This is a genomic window from Paenibacillus sp. LRG-1, from assembly GCF_057220305.1.
The window spans coordinates 276,535-294,183 of record NZ_CM170126.1; the positions used below are offsets into that span (position 1 = coordinate 276,535).

Annotated in this window: 14 protein-coding genes; 4 read left to right on the forward strand and 10 right to left on the reverse strand. The window is 45.1% G+C overall.

The genetic code is table 11. The features are described 5' to 3' along the window. The first annotated feature begins 40 nt into the window (after positions 1-40). A complete protein-coding gene (locus ACUUJN_RS01210; protein WP_341063620.1) occupies positions 41-2,008 on the forward strand; it encodes a BglG family transcription antiterminator in 1,968 nt (655 codons plus the stop codon). Between the two features lie 38 nt (positions 2,009-2,046). On the opposite strand, the gene ACUUJN_RS01215 is transcribed toward ACUUJN_RS01210, so the two are convergent. Together ACUUJN_RS01215 and ACUUJN_RS01220 are read right to left on the reverse strand one after the other, a co-directional pair. After that, complete coding sequence (locus ACUUJN_RS01215; RefSeq protein WP_023986534.1) at positions 2,047-2,451, reverse strand: type II toxin-antitoxin system death-on-curing family toxin; 405 nt, start codon at positions 2,449-2,451, stop codon at positions 2,047-2,049. Continuing rightward, complete coding sequence (locus ACUUJN_RS01220; RefSeq protein WP_013308294.1) at positions 2,448-2,711, reverse strand: AbrB/MazE/SpoVT family DNA-binding domain-containing protein; 264 nt, start codon at positions 2,709-2,711, stop codon at positions 2,448-2,450. The genes ACUUJN_RS01215 and ACUUJN_RS01220 overlap by 4 nt, the downstream gene beginning before the upstream one ends. Positions 2,712-2,905: 194 nt before the next feature. Between ACUUJN_RS01220 and ACUUJN_RS01225 the strand changes: the two genes are divergently transcribed. From ACUUJN_RS01225 to ACUUJN_RS01235, 3 genes are all read left to right on the forward strand, one after another. After that, on the forward strand, positions 2,906-3,844 hold the full coding sequence (locus ACUUJN_RS01225; RefSeq protein WP_484669178.1) for a YwqG family protein: 939 nt from the start codon (positions 2,906-2,908) through the stop codon (positions 3,842-3,844). Between the two features lie 210 nt (positions 3,845-4,054). Further along, positions 4,055-4,573 (forward strand): RNA polymerase sigma factor, encoded by a 519-nt coding sequence (locus ACUUJN_RS01230; protein WP_484669179.1) that lies wholly within the window; start codon positions 4,055-4,057, stop codon positions 4,571-4,573. Next, positions 4,557-6,173 carry a DUF4179 domain-containing protein gene (locus tag ACUUJN_RS01235; RefSeq protein WP_484669180.1) on the forward strand — a complete coding sequence of 539 codons (1,617 nt, stop codon included), beginning with the start codon at positions 4,557-4,559 and terminating at the stop codon, positions 6,171-6,173. Before ACUUJN_RS01230 ends, ACUUJN_RS01235 begins: the two co-directional genes overlap by 17 nt. Before the next feature lie 127 nt (positions 6,174-6,300). On the opposite strand, the gene lacZ is transcribed toward ACUUJN_RS01235, so the two are convergent. The 8 genes from lacZ to ACUUJN_RS01275 all read right to left on the reverse strand — a co-directional run bounded on the left by lacZ (position 6,301) and on the right by ACUUJN_RS01275 (position 17,649). After that, positions 6,301-9,345 (reverse strand): beta-galactosidase, LacZ type, encoded by a 3,045-nt coding sequence (lacZ, locus tag ACUUJN_RS01240; protein WP_264454292.1) that lies wholly within the window; start codon positions 9,343-9,345, stop codon positions 6,301-6,303. A gap of 52 nt (positions 9,346-9,397) precedes the next feature. Then, complete coding sequence (locus ACUUJN_RS01245) at positions 9,398-10,222, reverse strand: carbohydrate ABC transporter permease (RefSeq protein ID WP_025722097.1); 825 nt, start codon at positions 10,220-10,222, stop codon at positions 9,398-9,400. Then, positions 10,219-11,115 (reverse strand): carbohydrate ABC transporter permease, encoded by an 897-nt coding sequence (locus tag ACUUJN_RS01250; protein ID WP_013308301.1) that lies wholly within the window; start codon positions 11,113-11,115, stop codon positions 10,219-10,221. Before ACUUJN_RS01250 ends, ACUUJN_RS01245 begins: the two co-directional genes overlap by 4 nt. A gap of 101 nt (positions 11,116-11,216) precedes the next feature. Continuing rightward, on the reverse strand, positions 11,217-12,506 hold the full coding sequence (locus ACUUJN_RS01255) for an ABC transporter substrate-binding protein (RefSeq protein WP_023986539.1): 1,290 nt from the start codon (positions 12,504-12,506) through the stop codon (positions 11,217-11,219). Between the two features lie 231 nt (positions 12,507-12,737). Next, a complete protein-coding gene (locus tag ACUUJN_RS01260; protein ID WP_484669181.1) occupies positions 12,738-14,558 on the reverse strand; it encodes a cache domain-containing sensor histidine kinase in 1,821 nt (606 codons plus the stop codon). Between the two features lie 38 nt (positions 14,559-14,596). Further along, positions 14,597-16,156: a response regulator transcription factor gene (locus tag ACUUJN_RS01265; protein WP_484669182.1), complete on the reverse strand. Its 1,560-nt coding sequence runs from the start codon at positions 16,154-16,156 to the stop codon at positions 14,597-14,599. A gap of 260 nt (positions 16,157-16,416) precedes the next feature. Beyond that, positions 16,417-17,052, reverse strand: coding sequence for a uridine kinase (gene udk / locus ACUUJN_RS01270; protein ID WP_013308305.1), 636 nt, complete (start codon positions 17,050-17,052; stop codon positions 16,417-16,419). Positions 17,053-17,127: 75 nt separating this feature from the next. Beyond that, positions 17,128-17,649, reverse strand: a complete 522-nt coding sequence (locus tag ACUUJN_RS01275) for a ClbS/DfsB family four-helix bundle protein (RefSeq protein ID WP_071639122.1) — start codon at positions 17,647-17,649, stop codon at positions 17,128-17,130.

Here is a 17,649-nt window from a genome sequence, read left to right on the forward strand (position 1 = left end):
AGCAAAATACGGTTTATCGGAAAGGAGGTCTTATATCTACATGATTTTTCCCTACAAACGCTTGAAAAAGCTGTACCAGCTCGTCAGTGGAAATGATCAAGGCTGGTCTTGGACCACCAAAGCGCTCGCTGAGCGGCTGGAGGTAACAGAGCGGACCATCCGCGATGATCTTAAGAAGCTGGACAGTATGCTGAATGAATATGGAGCATATCTGGAATCCAAGAGGGGTAGCGGCTATACGATTAGGGTTGATGATCGTGAGAAATACCATTTTTTTGCGGATGAAAGTCAGGAAGAAACAGAAGTAAGTCAGCGGCTACCGGGGGCTCCGGAAGAGCGCATACGGTATGAGCTGTTCAAGCTGCTGAATGCGAGGGAATACGTGAAGATGGAAGATCTCGCCGATGAGCTATATATTAGCCGGGCCACGATGAATAATGATTCTAAAATCATCCGTCGGATTCTGGAGGATTATAGCCTTACTCTGCGCACCAAGCCGGGACATGGTGTAAAGGTGATTGGGGAAGAAAAGAGTATTCGTTACTGCCTGGCTGAATATGCTGACGTCCGCGATGAAGAGGGACAACGCAGCGACATGCCCTTGGAACAACAACAGCTGTTTCAAGGATTGGATCTACCGCAAATCCGGACAATTATTCTAAAGCATTTGCGGAGCGTTGGGACCAAAATGGCTGATTTGGCGCTGAAAGATCTCATCACTCATTTGGCGGTCATGGTGCTGCGAGTGAAGGAAGGACATGGTTTAGAACGCTTTGAGGCGGTGGTGGGCAGTCCGCGGGATATTGAATTGGCTAGCGCCATGCTGAGGGAGATGGAAGAGGCCTTTGGCATCACCTGTCCAGAAGGAGAGTTCGATTATGTTCTGCTGCATGTCGTCAGCAAAAAGATGGCCGAAACCGAGTGGGAGCGCCTCCAGTCCGATCGTCTCTTCTTAGCAGTGCGCGGGATGCTGACATTCGTCTACGAACGCTTTACCTATGACTTGCGTGACGATGAACGGCTGTCCAAGGATTTATTTGTACATTTGAAGCCAATGCTGACCCGGCTGGAGCATGGTATGAACATGCGTAATCCACTGCTTGGACATATTCGCAAGTATTATCCGCTTGCCTATGAAATCACAGTTGGTGCGGTAAAAGAACTACAAAAATCGTTTCCGTACGACATCAACGATAACGAAATCGGTTATTTGGCACTTCATATCGGGGCTGCATTGGAACGCAAATACAATATCCCTCATCGACGTCGTAAAACCGTGTTGCTGGTGTGCGGCTCCGGCTACGGAACCGCCCGGATTCTAGAATCCAGGCTGCGTTCGCTGTTCGCTGAGCTGGATGTATCCCGAGTGGTTTCACTTCGGGAATACGAGGAGATGTCCACCGTCGATGAGGACCTCGTCGTTTCGACCATTCACTTACAGCAGCGTAAGGATAAACCGTCCGCGGTGATTAGCCCGATTCCTTCGGAACGGGATATGGAGACAATGACGCGGATGGTACGGGCCAGCGATGAGGAGCAGGAAACTTCACTGCTACGGTATTTTGACAAGCAATGGTTTATGACCCGATCCGATCAGCCGAGCAAAGATGCCCTGATTGAAGAAATGAGTGGTATTTTAAAGCAAAAAGGAGTGGTGACTGACAAGTTTTTGCCAGCAGTCAAAGAAAGAGAGAAGCTGGGCTCTACTGCATTGGATCGAGGGATGGCCATCCCCCATCCCCTGGAGCTAAGCTCTAACCGAACGGTCGTAAGCGTGTGCTTGCTGGAAAATCCAATTCCTTGGGATGCCAACCATGAGGTTCATGTGGTATTCCTGCTTTCAATCTGCAAAGAGGACTACGAACAGGCCATGGGGATTTATGATTTGTTTGTAGAACTGATCCGCCAAGAAGAGACGCTGGAACGATTAAAGCATTGCCATTCCTTTGATGCCTTTATGCTAATCGCCCGTCAGGTGCTTGCAGTCAAGAGCAATGATTACCATTGAACCTAAAAAAGAGATCATTCGTGATCTCTTTTTTAGGTTCACACATGTAGTTTGGAAGAGTGGAGCTCGATTAATAAAGCCAGCTGATTCAACGAAAATTTATGATTAACCATATCTACAGTAAAGTCTTCGGCTGCTTTCTGATCCATTTTAAATTGAAAGCCATTGTAGCGCAAAAAAATGAGTAATGCAGTAAAAGCTGTTCGCTTGTTTGCATTGTGAAAAGGATGGTTTTGCCCTAGGGATTCGAATAATGCAGCGGCTTTGCTGAATATTGTGGGGTACGCATCTTCACTAAAAGCTGATGATTGAGGACGTAGAACAGCAGACTCAAGTAGACTGGTATCTTTGACGCCGATTTGTTCGCCTTTGCTGTATCTTTCAATCATAGCGACATTAATAGCTATAACTTCTTGAATGGTTAAGAAACGAATGCTGCTCATCTATCCTTAAGTCCTTTAAGGGTTTCGTCATATGAATCCATTACTTGAGAAAGATTTTCAAGAAAATCATCACTTAACCCTGAGGGCAGAGTTATTTTGTTCGATTTTTGTATAATGATTTGTCCGCTCTTGTGATCTACTTCAACCTGAACTGTATCTCCTTGGCCCAGTCCGAGCTGCTTAATGGCTTCTGTCATAGTAATCCCTAAGCTATTTCCGAATTTAGTAATTTTACGTTCCATTCCAATCACCTTACCCATCTCTTTATCCTCCTTATTATACTATTCAACTGTTATAACAATTATACATGGTTTCAGGGTATATAAACATATACTTTTTAATTCAACTTATATCTGCTAGAAAAATAGATTGTCAGGCTTTTATTTGGTAATCTGAGGTAAGGGTTTAAATGGTTGCAGGCTATATTATTACTTCATGAAAAGGGGCGAGCGAGATGCTACAACCACTATTAAAGGATGAACTGACTCGAATACTGGAAGGGCATTCACTGGATGAAGATTTAAAAGAAGAGATTCATCAGGAAGCTCAAGCTGCTATACAATTTCATGTGGATCATGAGGAAAATTACGAACACATTGGAAATAGTCGGATCGCCGGCTACCCGGATTTGCCGCCCTCGATCGAGTGGCCGTGTGATTCAGACGGAGAATATTATACGTTTATTGCTCAAATCAATTTGGGTGAAATGCCTTTTTCCCCATACGAGGGGTTGCCTCATCAGGGTATACTTTACTTTTTTCTTGGGCTGGATGAGCCCGCCTATGATATTGACCATAAAATCTTTTACTATAACGGTGACAGCAGCGCTTTGAAGAAAACCTTGCCACCGACCGGGAAGGTTGAAGTATGTGCTGAGAACAGGGGTTTCACATCTTATGCAATTTCTTTTCAGCCGATTGTTACCCTGCGGTCGGAGGGTGAGCTAGGAGATGTTCTTGTAGATCAGTATGAAGAGCTGTATGAGCTTGTTTGTGAACAAAGTGACACGGTGTGGGGTCAGCATCAATCTTTTGCAGGGAACACCCGGCGGGATGCTTATCTACGCCGAAACGGGCTGGAGGGTCTTCTGTTTAACTGGCATAAGAGTGAGAGTCAGATCCATAAGGAAATCGAGCAAGCTATGCATAGGGGAAGTACGGATTATGCGGAGCATTTACGATCCGAGGTGTTGTCTCAGCTGCAAGAATATCAGACGAATCGGGAAAAGCACGATCAGGCTTCGGAAAATTGGCATGTTCTGCTCTCGGTCTCTTCTTTGGACGAGGTTGGTATGTGCTGGTGGGACGCAGGGTATTTGGAATTTTTGATCGATCAAAGAGACTTGAAGAACCTTGATTTCTCGAACACATATGTCAATCTTGCTACGAGCTAGCCCGATGCGGCAGACTCATGCTGATTTAGGGCAAATGATGGCGGTTAGAGCAGGGCGGTTTTTTGATTGATAAAAGCAGTGAATTGAGCATATGGCACAGTAGGTTTGTAGGTGGTCCTATACAGGGCCGCCTTTTTTCGATGTAAATGAACGATTGTACTCCGTTATTAGTCTTAATAGATGAGACCACAACAAGGGAGGTGCACGTATATGACTGATCGAGAGCTGTTTGAACTATATAAGGAGCAGATATATTATTTTTGTTATTATTTGATGCAAAATCAAGCAGATGCAGAAGATGTTTGCCAGGAAGTGTTTGTCAAAGCACTTTTGGCCGACAGGTCCAGAGTACAAGATCTCAAATCATGGATTTTACGAATTGCTTCTAATGAGTGCAGCAATGTGCTTAGAAGGCGGAAAACTGGACTGATGAAGGAAATACGAACTTTTTTATTGTCACGCCCTCATTTATTTAATCCGGTGGAAGAGAGCTTATATCATCAAGAAACTAAGACAGAGCTACACAAGCTATATAACAAGCTTCCAGATAAAATTCGAATGGTCGTGGTCCTTCGTTATGTAAACGAATTGACTGTGCCGGAGATCTCTAGAGTTATAAATATACCCGAAGGAACAGCTAAATCTAGATTAAATCGGGGGCTTAAACTGCTAAAAAAAATGGTGATATCCCAAGTAAAGGAGATGAGTAGCAGTGAGTCGGTATTTTGAAAAAGAACAGAACATTCCTCAACCTGAATATGATGCAATGTGGGTAAATATAGAACAGGAAGCAACCAAACGAAAAGCAACTCTGCAACAGTCCCAGGAAGCACCTATGCATAGAGCAAAAATTGTTCCAGCGAGTATCGTATTCTCATGTTTTCTGCTCGTCGCCATCCCTGTATTCGCTAGTGTGACTATCAATTGGGATAGAATAGGCGGACGTAGTGTAACCAATGCGCTAAATAACGATATTGGCCAGCGGTATGATCTAAAAGCATCCAGTGCAGGCATTACGATGAATTTGAATGGTGTTGTAACGGATGGCGAAAAAATGAAAATGCTTATCTCTCTGGATCCAGGAACCGATCCAACCAGTTATATTGGGTTTGCTATAGAGAAAACTATGGTAACTAGCAATTCTGATACCAAGGAACAAGCACACGGATATTTAAATTACGATCCTAAAAGCCAGAAACTCCTTGGCATTTATGAAACTATTGATACTTTAAAGGATCGTAAAAAAGATTACACACTTGAGGCACAGAATCTAATTTTTTATCGTAATCAGGATATTCCTTTAAAGACGGATCATCAAGCCGGGGATACCCTCGTTACCGGGACCAAGCAGTATCCTAACATTTATATAGAATCCGTTCGACAAACCAACAACAAGACTGTTGTCCGCTTTAGAGTTGCTGCAGCTCCATCCGATTTAGGACGTGGGAACCCGCATTTGGTAATGAAAGTGGGCGACAAAGAGATAGACGCCATCCCAACCATTCTACCTAGCGACAGCCCAGACTTGCATATTGAGCAGGTATTCAACATGACTGCACAAGATTGGAAAAAGGCAAACCTTCATTTTTGTTACATTGAGGAAGCAAAAAGAATTGAAGGTACTTGGAAGTTCGAATTTGAAGCGGATGGAAAAAAAGCAAGTGAAGCGATTTATTCCAAGAAGCTGCATAGCAGCGCTGAATTCCAAGAAAATACAGGCACTACCTTAGACCAACTGATTGTTACCCCCTTGGATATTGAAATTCTAGTAACAGAGCGTGATTCACTTAAAAAAGGAATTGTTCATTATAAAACAGCTCAGCTGGTTATAGGTGATAAAAAAATTAACGGAGGGTGGAATATTAAAGGAGCTGGTCCTGAAAATTATCAACACTTATATCAATTTGAATCTCCAGAGTGGTATAAGGACTGGTCTGATGTTCCAATGAAACTTATATTGAAAGATGCTGTCATCGAGAAACGTGATACGTCTAAGAATTGGATCACTCTTCATAAACCTAAAGAAGAAAAACAGTTCGCTGAGCTTAATGCGGACGGTTATCAAATTGATTTCACATACTATACGGAGGGAAAAGATTTGATTGTCGAATCGAAATCCGGTTCCCCTGGCTTCAAAGGCGTCAACCAAACAACGATGCGAATTAACGGCAAAGAAGTAGTGCCTGAGATTATTGCGAAGGGCATGGTATCCACAGGAGTTAATGTTGACCGTTACAAAAACATTGAATTAGACGGAAAATTGGAACTAAATCCTGGCATCTACAAGTACAGCGATCCTGGACGTGATATTGAAGTTTTTTTGAAATAGATATGGCCATCGCTGCCTATTCTGCAGATACGTAAATACAAAAGCCCTTCCAGCTTTAGCTTCTCATGAGGGAAGCAGCGGAAGGGCTTTTGTTATATCTACTTGTCTATACAGTGAGCGTGCTTATTTATACTCGTTGCACGGTAAATTCGAATTCCAGCTTTTGATCGGCTGTAATTTGGTATTCTTCATGTACCGGAGCTCCCCAGCTATCGTCGCCGCCTACGCCCATTTGTTTACCGGCTATGGTGACAACGGTGTAATACACGTTTGGTAGCTCATACAGATGGTAGGCACTTTCCAGCTCAAACGCTGTAAACGGCGAAATATTGCATTCCACAGGTGCGGTGGCAGGAGCAGTAATGCGAATACCGCGTTGAGAATCGTCGGTAATATCGACACGGCGCACGCCTGTACGGTTACCGGATTCCTGCGGTACGACATACCCGGATACGTTATCCGCAGCTTCGTTACGGAATACGCCTAGTCTCGCGCCAAAGGCACGGTCGATGTAATTCTCTTCCGGTCCCATCGCGTACCAGTCCAGATGGCGGTAGTCTGCCGGAACCTTGAACGAAAGGGCAAAGATCGGCAGATTAGGCAGTCCTGAGACGCCTTCATAAGTCGATTTTACGTTCAGACTGCCATCCGCCAAGACGGTGTAGGCTACCGTTACCTGTACGTCGGCATGAATGCTTAGGGTGTAGCGGAACGTAATGGTCACACGGTCTGTCTGCTCTTCCGTGACCTCGATGCCTACACATTTACGCGTCAGGCTTGCAGCGAACCAGCCACCGGCTTCGAAGCCCAGAGCAGTTCCCCGATCATTGTCTGTGGTCGCCCGCCAGAACAATGGGGCAGGAGGCATGGCGATCATCTCACGTCCGGCGTAGCGAAGTGAAGTCAGGCTGCCTGCTCCTTTGGAGAACATGATACTGAAATCTGCACCGTGAACGCCAATGTTAACATCGCCATGCACCACTCGTAGGGCTCCACCTGTAGGAGCTCTCAGCGGATTTGGATCTTCCACAATGAAAATATGTTGTCCGAAGGCTACTTCATGCCCAGCCTCAGCCCAGAGCGTCGCTTCCTTCAATACGAGCGCCGTGTGAATGACATATTCCCCAGGCTTCTTGTCTGTGCTTGGGAACGTCAATGGAATATACGCTTCGGTCTGAGCCGCCACATCTACATGAATGGCATTACGTGCGATTTCTTGGCCTTCATGCAGTAGACTGTATACTAGCTCATAGTCGCCCGTTCCCTCGAACAGGCTTTCATTGCGAATGGTTACGCCTTTGGTATCCGGGGTGAGCTTCAGATTTTGATACAGGAATTTGACCTCCTGCATCTTCGGCGAAACCTTCCGGTCCGCATAGACAATTCCGTCCGTACAGAAGCCATAGTCTGTGGCACGGTCGTCAAAGTCGCCGCCGATCGCGAGGTACTCGCGTCCGTAGCGATCTTTTTTCATAACAGCCTGATCAATATAATCCCATATAAAACCGCCCTGATACAGCTCATATTTGTTCTCCAGCTCTGTATACTTGTGCATGCCGCCTACGGAATTGCCCATCGCATGCATGTATTCGCAACTGATATACGGCTTTTGCGGATTGTCGTTTAGATATTGCTCGATATCTGCGGGTTTGGCGTACATCCGGCTCTCCATATCGCTGGTATCATCGTACGTACGGTTGTGAAACACGCCTTCGTAGTGTACCAAACGGCTCGGGTCGGTGGCTCGGAAATAGTTGGCTACATTGCGCAGCACTTCACCTGCATATGACTCATTGCCGCAGGACCAAATCAGAATGGACGCATGGTTTTTGTCCCGTTCCAGCATGGAAATGGCGCGATCCATGACGATATCCTGCCACTCAGGCAGATTGGCGGGAATATTCCACGATGGCTCGACGGCGCCGAGTTTTTGCCAGGAACCGTGTGTTTCCAAGTTCATTTCATCAATTACATAGACCCCGTACTCATCGCATAGCTCATACCACAGAGTCTGATTTGGATAATGAGAGGTACGAACAGCGTTCATATTGTTCTGCTTGAGCGTCCGGATATCCCACAGCATATCTTCACGGGAAATCGCACGTCCGGTGCGAGCGTTAAATTCATGGCGGTTCACACCTTTAAAGACGATGCGTTTGCCGTTCAAATGCATGACCTTGTTTATCAGCTCAAATTTACGGAAGCCAATTTTTTGTGGAATGACTTCCACGAGCGATCCACTGGCATCATAAATTTGAATGAACAACGTGTACAAATAAGGTTTCTCCGCGCTCCAGCGCTGCACTTGCTCCAAGGCTGCTGACAGCGAAGCTGTGCCATCAGTAAAGTCAGCTTTCAAAGAAGCTACAACATGGCCGGCAGCATCTTTCACATCGACAGTTGCATAGGCCGTTGCCGGCTTTTCCAAGGTCAATTTCAGCTCCAGAAGGCCCTGCGTGTAGGAAGCATCCAGATCCGCTTTGGCATGTAGGTCACGTACGTGAAGAGTAGGGATGGTATAGAGATATACGTCTCTGAAAATACCGGAAAAACGCCAAAAGTCCTGATCCTCCAGCCACGCTCCCGTACTTCTTTGATATACCTCTACTGCCAGCTTGTTTTCGCCTGCTTGCAGGAACGGTGTCAGTTCAAAATCAGACGGTGTAAAGCTGTCCTCGCTGTAACCGACAAATTGTCCGTTCAGCCATACATAGAAAGCCGACTCGACGCCTTGGAAGGAAATGAACACAGGCTGCGCGCCCGAAGCCATATTTTCCGGCAAAACAAAGCTTTTGATATAGCTCCCGACCGGGTTGTGGTCCTCCGGAATATGGGGTGGACGAACGTCCGAATGTCCGTCCCATGGATACATCGTATTCACGTACTGCATTTGGCCAAAGCCTTGCGTCTGAATGTGACCCGGTACCTGAATATCGCTCCAGCCGCCATACTCAAAGCCAGGGGCATAGAACTCTACCGGACGGCTGGCTGGATTCGTTGCATAGTTAAACTTCCAGCTCCCATTCAGGCTATGACGCCAAGCCATATCAGCTTGCTGCTCCGCTTCCTGAAGCGTAGCGTAATATTTGTGATCGGAATAGGCGGGCAGCCGATGTACAGCAAATTTGGTTACGTCGGTCAGCCAGTCCAGACTAGGGGTATGGATGGTCAAGGCGAACACTCCTTATTTTTAAAATGAACTGAAGATCGTACACAGAAGTCTGTTATTTAACCGAACCCACCATGCCCGCTACAAAGTGTTTCTGCATCAGGAAGAATACCAGTGCAGTCGGCAGTGTGGACAGGACAATGGCGATCATGATGACACCGTAATCCGGTGCATAGCTGGAGCCAAGGTTCGAGATCAACAGCGGAATCGTTTGATTCTCCGGCGTTTGCAGCACAATCAGAGGCCAGAGGTAGTTGTTCCAGCTGGACATGAATGTGATGATCGCGGCAGCGGCATAGGTTGTTTTCATCGTGGGCATATACACCCGGAAGAACAGACCCAGCTCGGATAATCCATCCATACGACCTGCTTCCAGTAGATCCTTTGGAAACATCTTGGTGCTTTGACGGAAAAAGAAGATCAGGAACGCCGTAGTTACGGTCGGAATGACGACAGAAGAGAGTGTATCAATACCGATCCACGGTATGACATTAGAAATACTGCCGAACATCCGGTAGAGCGGGATCATGATCGCCGCAAACGGAATCATCATAGACATCAGCAGGATATTGAAGACAACGTCTTTCGCTTTACTTCTGTAAATTTCAAAGCCATAACCGGCCAGTGATGCGATTAGCATAGCCAGCAGCGTAGTTGAGATGGAGACTTTTGCAGAGTTACTTAGTGCGGTAACGATGTCTACTTTCTCAAGCAAATTGTGCATGTTATCCATCAGATGGGAGCCAGGCAGAAGCTTGCCTTTGGTCACATCGACCGACAGGTTCGTGGAGCTGGATAGCATCCAGAGGAACGGGAAAATCGAAACGAACGACACAATGATCAGAAAGGCGTACGTAAATGCTCTTTTTGTTTTCATCATTTTTTCTCACCTGCCACTTTGAACTGGATAATCGACAAGATAATGATCATAATGACGATGGAATAAGATACGGTCGCCGCATAACCAAAGTCGGATGAATATTTGAAGGAGAGATTGTAAATATATTGCGAAATTGAAGATGTCGCGTTCCCTGGCCCACCCTTGGTAATATTCATAATTTCATCGAAGAGTTGGAGTGTACCAATCGTTGATGTAATCGAAGTGAACAGGATAATCGGCTTAAGCAGTGGAACTGTAATGCTGAAAAACTGTCGGATAGGGGAAGCTCCGTCAATACGGGCCGCTTCGTAGATGGAACTGTCAATGTTCTGAAGACCGGATAGGTAAAAGATCATATTATAACCAGTCCAGCGCCATGTGATCGCGATAATAATTGTAACCTTGGCCCAGAAAGGATCTGTAATCCATTGGATGGGCGTGCCAATCACGTGCAGATTCAGCAATAAGGAGTTTACCAGACCGTCAGACGAGAACAAGTACTTGAAGACAACCGAATATGCTACAAGGGATGTGATACACGGCAAGAAGATAGCTGTGCGGAAAAAGCCCTTGAATTTCAGGTTTTTATCATTCAACAATACCGAAATGAACAGAGCCAGAATGACCATCAAAGGTACCTGGAAAATTAAATAGATAAACGTATTCTTCACGGCGGTTATAAACATTTTATCGGTGAAGAGTCGCTTGTAGTTATCAATGCCGTTAAAGCTCAGATTAGACCCTGTACCTGTCTTAAAGGACAAGATAAGCGCCTGAATCATCGGATAGAAATAAAAAGCGGCGATCATGATCACTGCGATGGATATGAACAACCATCCTGTCATACCTGCTTTGAGACGTGTTGTAGTTATTTTGGGCGCGGCTGTCTTCATACCATGTCAACTCCCTGTGCAGCAATAAAACCTTGAACTCGCAAGCCCAAGGTTTTAAGTGCTTATCGTTTTATTGTTTAGCCTTGGCTAGATGGACTGTCTTATTTAAGCTGTGCTTCCGCCTGTCCTTGAGCATCTTTCAGAACTGCGTCTACATCTTTTCCGTTCAGATAGTTTTGAATTTCAACGGTCATGATATCCTCAATGGCATACGTGTGCAGGCCATAATTGACTTTTGGAACTTGCTTAGTCCATTCTGCAAATTTCTTGTATACTTTGTCGCCTCCGAAGTACGGATCTTCCACGTCATAAGCTTTACCGCTGGAAGCTGCGTTCAATGAACCGACAATTCCAATTTTGCTCAGCATATCTTGATACAGTTCTTGATCTGTTCCGAATGTCTCTTTCAGGAAATCAGCAGCGGTATCTTGACCGTCCGAGTTAAGGACATACCAGGAGCTGCCGCCGAGGCTGGAAGCATTCACGGATTCAGGTATATTTTTCAGCTTAGGGAAAGGAACAACGGCCCATTTACCCGATTGCGAAGCTTCTGCTTTGATCGAAGGTGTAATCCAGTTACCTGTAGGTACGGAAGCAACTGCACCGCTGTTGAATGCGGCCAGGAACTGACTCCAGTCGGCATTCATTTTAACAATGTTAGCGTCGAACAAGGATTTGTACGTCAAGAGCGCTTCTTTCAGAGCTGGATTACCAGCCAGGTTTGGTGTTTTACCGTCTTCTTTCAGGTACCATGAACCTGCAGTTTGGATCATACCACGGATCAGACCGAGGTCATTTGGATCTTGAGTCAGCATTTCTTTGCCTGTTTTTTGTTTTACGGCTTTACCAATTTCAATAAATTTGTCCCAATCAATATTAGTCAGGTCCGCTACTTTGTAGCCGGCTTGTTCCAGATAGTCCGTTCTTACATACAGTCCCATAACACCGGAGTCGAATGGAACACCATACTGTTTGCCGTTGTAGCTAGTCGGTCCGATTTTATAATCAGCGAAGTCGGTTGCTTTGATCGTGCTGCTCATATCATGGAAAGAATCGGGATAGGCTTGCAGGAAGTTCTGTGCCCGATAATCCTCGATCAGAACCACGTTCGGCAGTCCTTTGGTAGAACCGGAGTTAAGACCGGCATTCATTTTTTGTACGATATCGTTTTGAGCATATTCAACAATGTTTACGGTTACATCTGGATGTTTGGCAACGTAGCGATCTTTTGCCAGCTTCAGGGCTGCGATATTAAAGTTCGGGTCCCAAGCCCAGACGGTGATTTCTTTTTTGCCTGAATCTGTGGTAGTCGCTGCTTTCTCGGAATTGCTGGAGCATGCGGATAGCAAGATCAAGCTTGCAATCAGCAGAAGGAAAGTCATTTTTTTCATTTTGTTCAACCCCTACTCTTTTTTTATATGTTGCTTGCTAGTTCTAAACCTCTTGAATGAAAGCGGTTACCTTATTTATAAATCTAGTGTACCATCCATACTTTGTCGGCGTTAGGAATATCTTTATACGGATTGGTCTTATTATTATGATTTATCAAAAAAGGTACCGCTTACATTTGTATTTTGTTTTGGTTTAGGTACTTTTTTTAGGTTGAAGCTCAGTGTATAGATTTATTTAGTGGAGTCGTTGTCGTTTGATTTCAAAATCAATGGCAGGGTCATTCTTACTTTGGTGCCCTCGCCCTTTTTACTGGAGATGGTCACGCCGTATTCTTCTCCATATAAAAGGGTAATGCGGTTGTGCACATTCTGGATGCCGATGCCTGTGAACAGTTGGCGCTTGCTCTTGGGATTCGGAAGTCCGTCTTGCGCCGTATGCCCGTCCAAATCCATACCGTCTCCATCATCGACCACCTCACAGATCAATGTATCCTCCGTTTTGGACACCAATATATAGATGTGCCCTACGTTTTTTTCATTAAACGCATGGAAAAAAGAGTTTTCGATAAAAGGCTGAATGATGAGCTTGGGCACATGGTACTCCAGACAATCGGGTGATACAAAATAATTCACTTGTACCCGCTGCCCATAGCGCACATGGTTAATGAACACATAATTTTGCATGTTGGCCATTTCCTGCTCAATGGTGATCGTTTCACTCACATTGCTGATTGTATTTTGCAGTAAGGAAATGAGTGCATTGATCGTCTCGGCGGCTGTTTCCTTATTTCCTTTGAGCACCAGCATTTTGATCGAAGCCAGTGTATTGTACAGAAAATGCGGATTGATCTGCCGTTGTAGTGCAGCAAGCTCTGCGTTCCGTTGACCCTTTTGCGTCTCTAAAAGCTTACGGATATAGTCATTTAATTCATCCAGCATGTAGTTGTAAGCATGACTTAATTGTCTAACCTCATAGCTGCCCGTTACCGGGATATAATTATCAAAATTTTTCTCGCGTACGGTCGACATTTGCTTGACCAGTCGAGTCAGGGAACGAATCAGACGACGGGATATCAGAAAAACGATCACCAAAGCAATCAGTACGATGGCAATGCAGATCCATACAACGGATTTAACGTCAATAATTTGTCCAATCGCCGCTTGTCTGTCGATCATGTTCACCAGATAAAAATCAAATGAAGGGATATAGTTGGAAAGGAGGATACTCTCCTTATTCATCACTTCTGCATTAATGTAGTTAAGTCCCTGTTCATTGATTTTTGTGGCATAGCCTAGCAGCTCACTGGAGCGTTGTCCGATCAGGTCCTGGCGGTTGCTTGATACAATCAGTCCCGACTTGTCCAAAATAAGCACATCATTGCCATTGCTTGTGAAATTGTTGTAGAAACGGCGAAATTCAGGTTCCCGGATAGCGATGTAGATCATGCCGTACAGGGTGCCGCTGGTCCGCTCCATAAATGGTTTGGAGGCGATAATATAGGGTGTTGGCTTTTGCGCGGTATTATTCATTTGTTGCTGAAATAATTCAGTATCCAACTGATACATAAGCTGTGCCGGTCGTGCTACACTTCGGGCTGTAATAGCATTGCTTTTAAGCTCTTCCGCAGTTACAGGCCAATAGGACGAGTCAGAGTAAAAGCTCCGGCCGTTCAGACCTGTTACAGCGACACCGACATCATAGGCATCGACGTTCGATTTAATTTGCTTCATTTGCTGTGCCATTCCGAAGTAAATTCTTGCCGAGTTAATCGAGTCAGATTGACCGCCAGTCAGATAGTTTTTGACCGTTCCATTTTCCGAAGCATGGGTTACGGCATTCACGATAGAATCATTGAAGGATTCAAAGCTGGATTGAATCTGGCTGAGTACCTTGGCATTTGTAATACTGAATGTCTCAGCAAAAAGTCGTTCAGACATCCGAATCGTCACCAAAGAGGTCAGCAAGGACACCGCAGTGATGCTGACCACCATAACAATAAAGATTTTGAAGAACAGACCTTGATATTTGATCTTATGGATATACCTTTTCATAATCAATCTCTTTTCTGCTGGCAGATGTGGCTTACTCTCTAATAGAGATGCTCCCGGCGGTACTGGCTGGGCGAGTAACCCTTCACTTTTTTGAACACTTTGGTAAAATAGCTGGGGTCCGAATAGCCTACCGTGCTGCTAATATCCGAAATGGACATCGTCCCCGACCGTAGTAACTCCGCGGCTTTTTCGACCCGAATTTTGTTTAGATACTCGCTAAAACCCTCTGTATGGTGTGCTGTAAAATAACTGGACAAGTAGGAAGGGTTAAAATGAAAATATTGCCCAAGTGTCGTCAAATTGAGTGTTTCAGCATGATGCTCCTCAATATACTCCAGCAGTTTTTTCATGCTTGCGCTACTTCCTTGCTGCGTTTTAGCCATGATCTGTCTGTTCGCTTCCTCCAAAAAAGTCTCCAGAAGGCGCACGGCTTCATGTACATGAGGGGCATCATTAATTGTTTTGAAATAGGAATATTTCGCCGCATCCAGCTCCTTCATATCATACCCCTGATTCCCAAGCAAAATCGTAATGTTGAACACGATATTTCCGAGAAGCGATTTGAATTCAAAAGCGGTAGAGGTATAGTTGCCGGACATGGCGGCTACATAGGATCTCAAATCCTGAAAAGCTGTATCAAAATGCTCACGCTTCATCTCTTCTGTAAACTGTTTTAAGTTGAACGAGCTGTTCACCTGTACAGGCGGAGGGAGTTCGTCTTCTATTAGCAGCGCTGTTCCTGGGAAATAAAAGCGGTAACTCAGCAGTTTTGGCAGTTCATCCTGATAGACGTCACTAATCTGATTGAAGTCATCAAATAAATGGCTAACTGCCCAGCCTGTCTGTGGATCGACCCGCTTTGTCTCCTGAGCAACTTCCCTAACCGCAGCCATCCAGGCGTCTACTTCCCGTGGATCAAGATTGGCTAAAATCACAGCCGCATAGACATCAGACGGCAGTTGTCGCAGTACGATGTGCTCACAGGCAGAGGATACTTGATCTGATAGCTTGGAAAATAGGTCCGAGGCAGAGATAGAGCGTCCTTTATTCTGCGGTGCTGACTGTTCCACGCCTATAAGCGCAAAACGGACATAAGGAAATGCTTGCTTCAGCAGCTCAGCGTCATAGTCCATGCTATATCCGGAGATCAGCTTTTCGATCACATGATCTATTGTAATTTGACTATTATTAGCATCTGCCTGATATTGAATGGATGGAATTTTGCGAGCGGTTCTCTGGAGCACTTGGAGTAGCTCATCCGTGTCCAGCTTGGGCTTTAAAATATAGTCAGCAACCCCTTGTTGAAAGGTGGATCGCACGTAATTAAATTCACCGTAACTGCTAAGCACGATGACTTCGATATCTGGATAGTTCTGTCTGACTATGCGCGTCAGCTCCTCGCCATCCATGATTGGCATTACGATATCTGTAATGACAATATGAGGGCGCAAGGTTTCAATCAGCTCCAATGCTTCTTTCCCGTTAGAAGCCTCACCTACAATTCGAAATCCATACTGTTCCCACGATAAATGGTGTTTAATCCCTTGCCGTACCAATATCTCATCATCGACAATCAAAATGTTGCATAGCTCATTCATGGCAGCACTCTCCGTAATTATACCTATTCGAGGATTTTGCAAAAATCCTGATTCAAAAAAGACCCCCATCACGTGGACGTCATATCATCTGAGGCACATATTTGACAACGCTTCCAACTTGGCTTAAATCTAAAGCATTTAATCTTTACATGCTAACATAAACCACACGGGGATTCCAAAATAATTTAGTCCAAATGGCATATAAAACAACAAAAAAGGCAGCCGAGAAAATCTCGACAGCCTAAACGACCAGGATTACCTTATACAGTACCCCATGTCCGATCTCCTGCCAAATATTTTTCAGTCAAAATAGACAGCAGTTGAATACCAACCTCATTGTGTCCTCCCTCAGGAAGGATCAGGTCAGCGTATTTCTTGGAAGGCTCAATAAATGCCTCATGCATCGGCTTAACCGTAGTCAAATAGTGATCGTGAATCGAATGGATGGTGCGGCCTCTTTCCTCAATATCGCGAAGAACCCGACGGAGAATGCGCACATCAGGGTCAGTATCCACAAATACTTTGATGTCAAGCAGGCTGCGGAGCTTTTCGTCTGACAGCACATGCAGACCCTCCAACATAACGATGTGATTTGGAAGAAGCTCTACCGTCTCGTCCGTGGAGCGTGCATGAACCGTAAAGTCATACACTGGTGCTTGTGTCGCTTGTCCTTTTTTCAGACATTGGAGATGCTCAATAAGCAATTCGTTGTCAAAGGCAAACGGATGATCATAATTGACCAAAGCACGTTCATCATAACTCAGATGTGAATGGTCTTTATAATAGTTATCCTGAGATATGAAAGTCACTTTATTAGATCCCAGACGCTCAACGACGGCGCGTGCTACCGTCGATTTACCGGAACCTGTACCGCCGGCAATACCAATAATAAGCATGGCGTTTCACTTACCCTTCCCTAAATGTATCCCGATACAACTCAAGTATTGTAGCACAATGCACACTTTTTTTCATCACTGTTGAACTTTGTATTTCTTCCATTTCCGTATCCTGGCTCTGAATGTTTTAAACGGTGCCACCGAGTTGATGTGAATCCATCTTGCCATGGGCCAGTTCGGGTTAGTACCCGTCCAGTTGTGAACGCCTTGAGTGAAGAGCTCTTCATGGCTAAGTGTGTCGATCCAATCCAGCCACTTTTGCTCAGTCAACTTGAACATATCACGTAATTCACGTAAAGATTGGTGGGAATAGGTCTTGTAAAATGATTGATATAGTTCGCCTAGTCTATTCCATTTATAATTGGGAGCGGGCATGATGACAGTTTTTCCTTCCCGTTCGTCCCTGTCCCATGTCATGACAAGATGAAGCCATCCGAGCTGGTAGGCGATCATTTCTGCGGGTGTTTTATCTACTTCGGGGATACGAATATCCTTTTGGCTCTCGTCGATCTCCTGGAATTCACCGTCAAATCGTAAGTAGGAGGCATGAATGGCTTCTTTTAACTCCAATTTGGAAGCGTAGTCGTAGCTGGACAT

Coding starts and splice junctions, on each gene's coding strand:
- ACUUJN_RS01215 (WP_023986534.1), bottom strand. CDS start 2,451: ATGAGCAGCATTCGTTTCTTAACCATTCAAGAAGTTATAGCTATTAAT.
- ACUUJN_RS01210 (WP_341063620.1), top strand. CDS start 41: ATGATTTTTCCCTACAAACGCTTGAAAAAGCTGTACCAGCTCGTCAGT.
- ACUUJN_RS01275 (WP_071639122.1), bottom strand. CDS start 17,649: ATGTCCAGCTACGACTACGCTTCCAAATTGGAGTTAAAAGAAGCCATT.
- ACUUJN_RS01225 (WP_484669178.1), top strand. CDS start 2,906: ATGCTACAACCACTATTAAAGGATGAACTGACTCGAATACTGGAAGGG.
- ACUUJN_RS01250 (WP_013308301.1), bottom strand. CDS start 11,115: ATGAAGACAGCCGCGCCCAAAATAACTACAACACGTCTCAAAGCAGGT.
- ACUUJN_RS01245 (WP_025722097.1), bottom strand. CDS start 10,222: ATGATGAAAACAAAAAGAGCATTTACGTACGCCTTTCTGATCATTGTG.
- ACUUJN_RS01260 (WP_484669181.1), bottom strand. CDS start 14,558: ATGAAAAGGTATATCCATAAGATCAAATATCAAGGTCTGTTCTTCAAA.
- ACUUJN_RS01220 (WP_013308294.1), bottom strand. CDS start 2,711: ATGGGTAAGGTGATTGGAATGGAACGTAAAATTACTAAATTCGGAAAT.
- ACUUJN_RS01255 (WP_023986539.1), bottom strand. CDS start 12,506: ATGAAAAAAATGACTTTCCTTCTGCTGATTGCAAGCTTGATCTTGCTA.
- ACUUJN_RS01265 (WP_484669182.1), bottom strand. CDS start 16,156: ATGAATGAGCTATGCAACATTTTGATTGTCGATGATGAGATATTGGTA.
- ACUUJN_RS01230 (WP_484669179.1), top strand. CDS start 4,055: ATGACTGATCGAGAGCTGTTTGAACTATATAAGGAGCAGATATATTAT.
- udk (WP_013308305.1), bottom strand. CDS start 17,052: ATGCTTATTATTGGTATTGCCGGCGGTACAGGTTCCGGTAAATCGACG.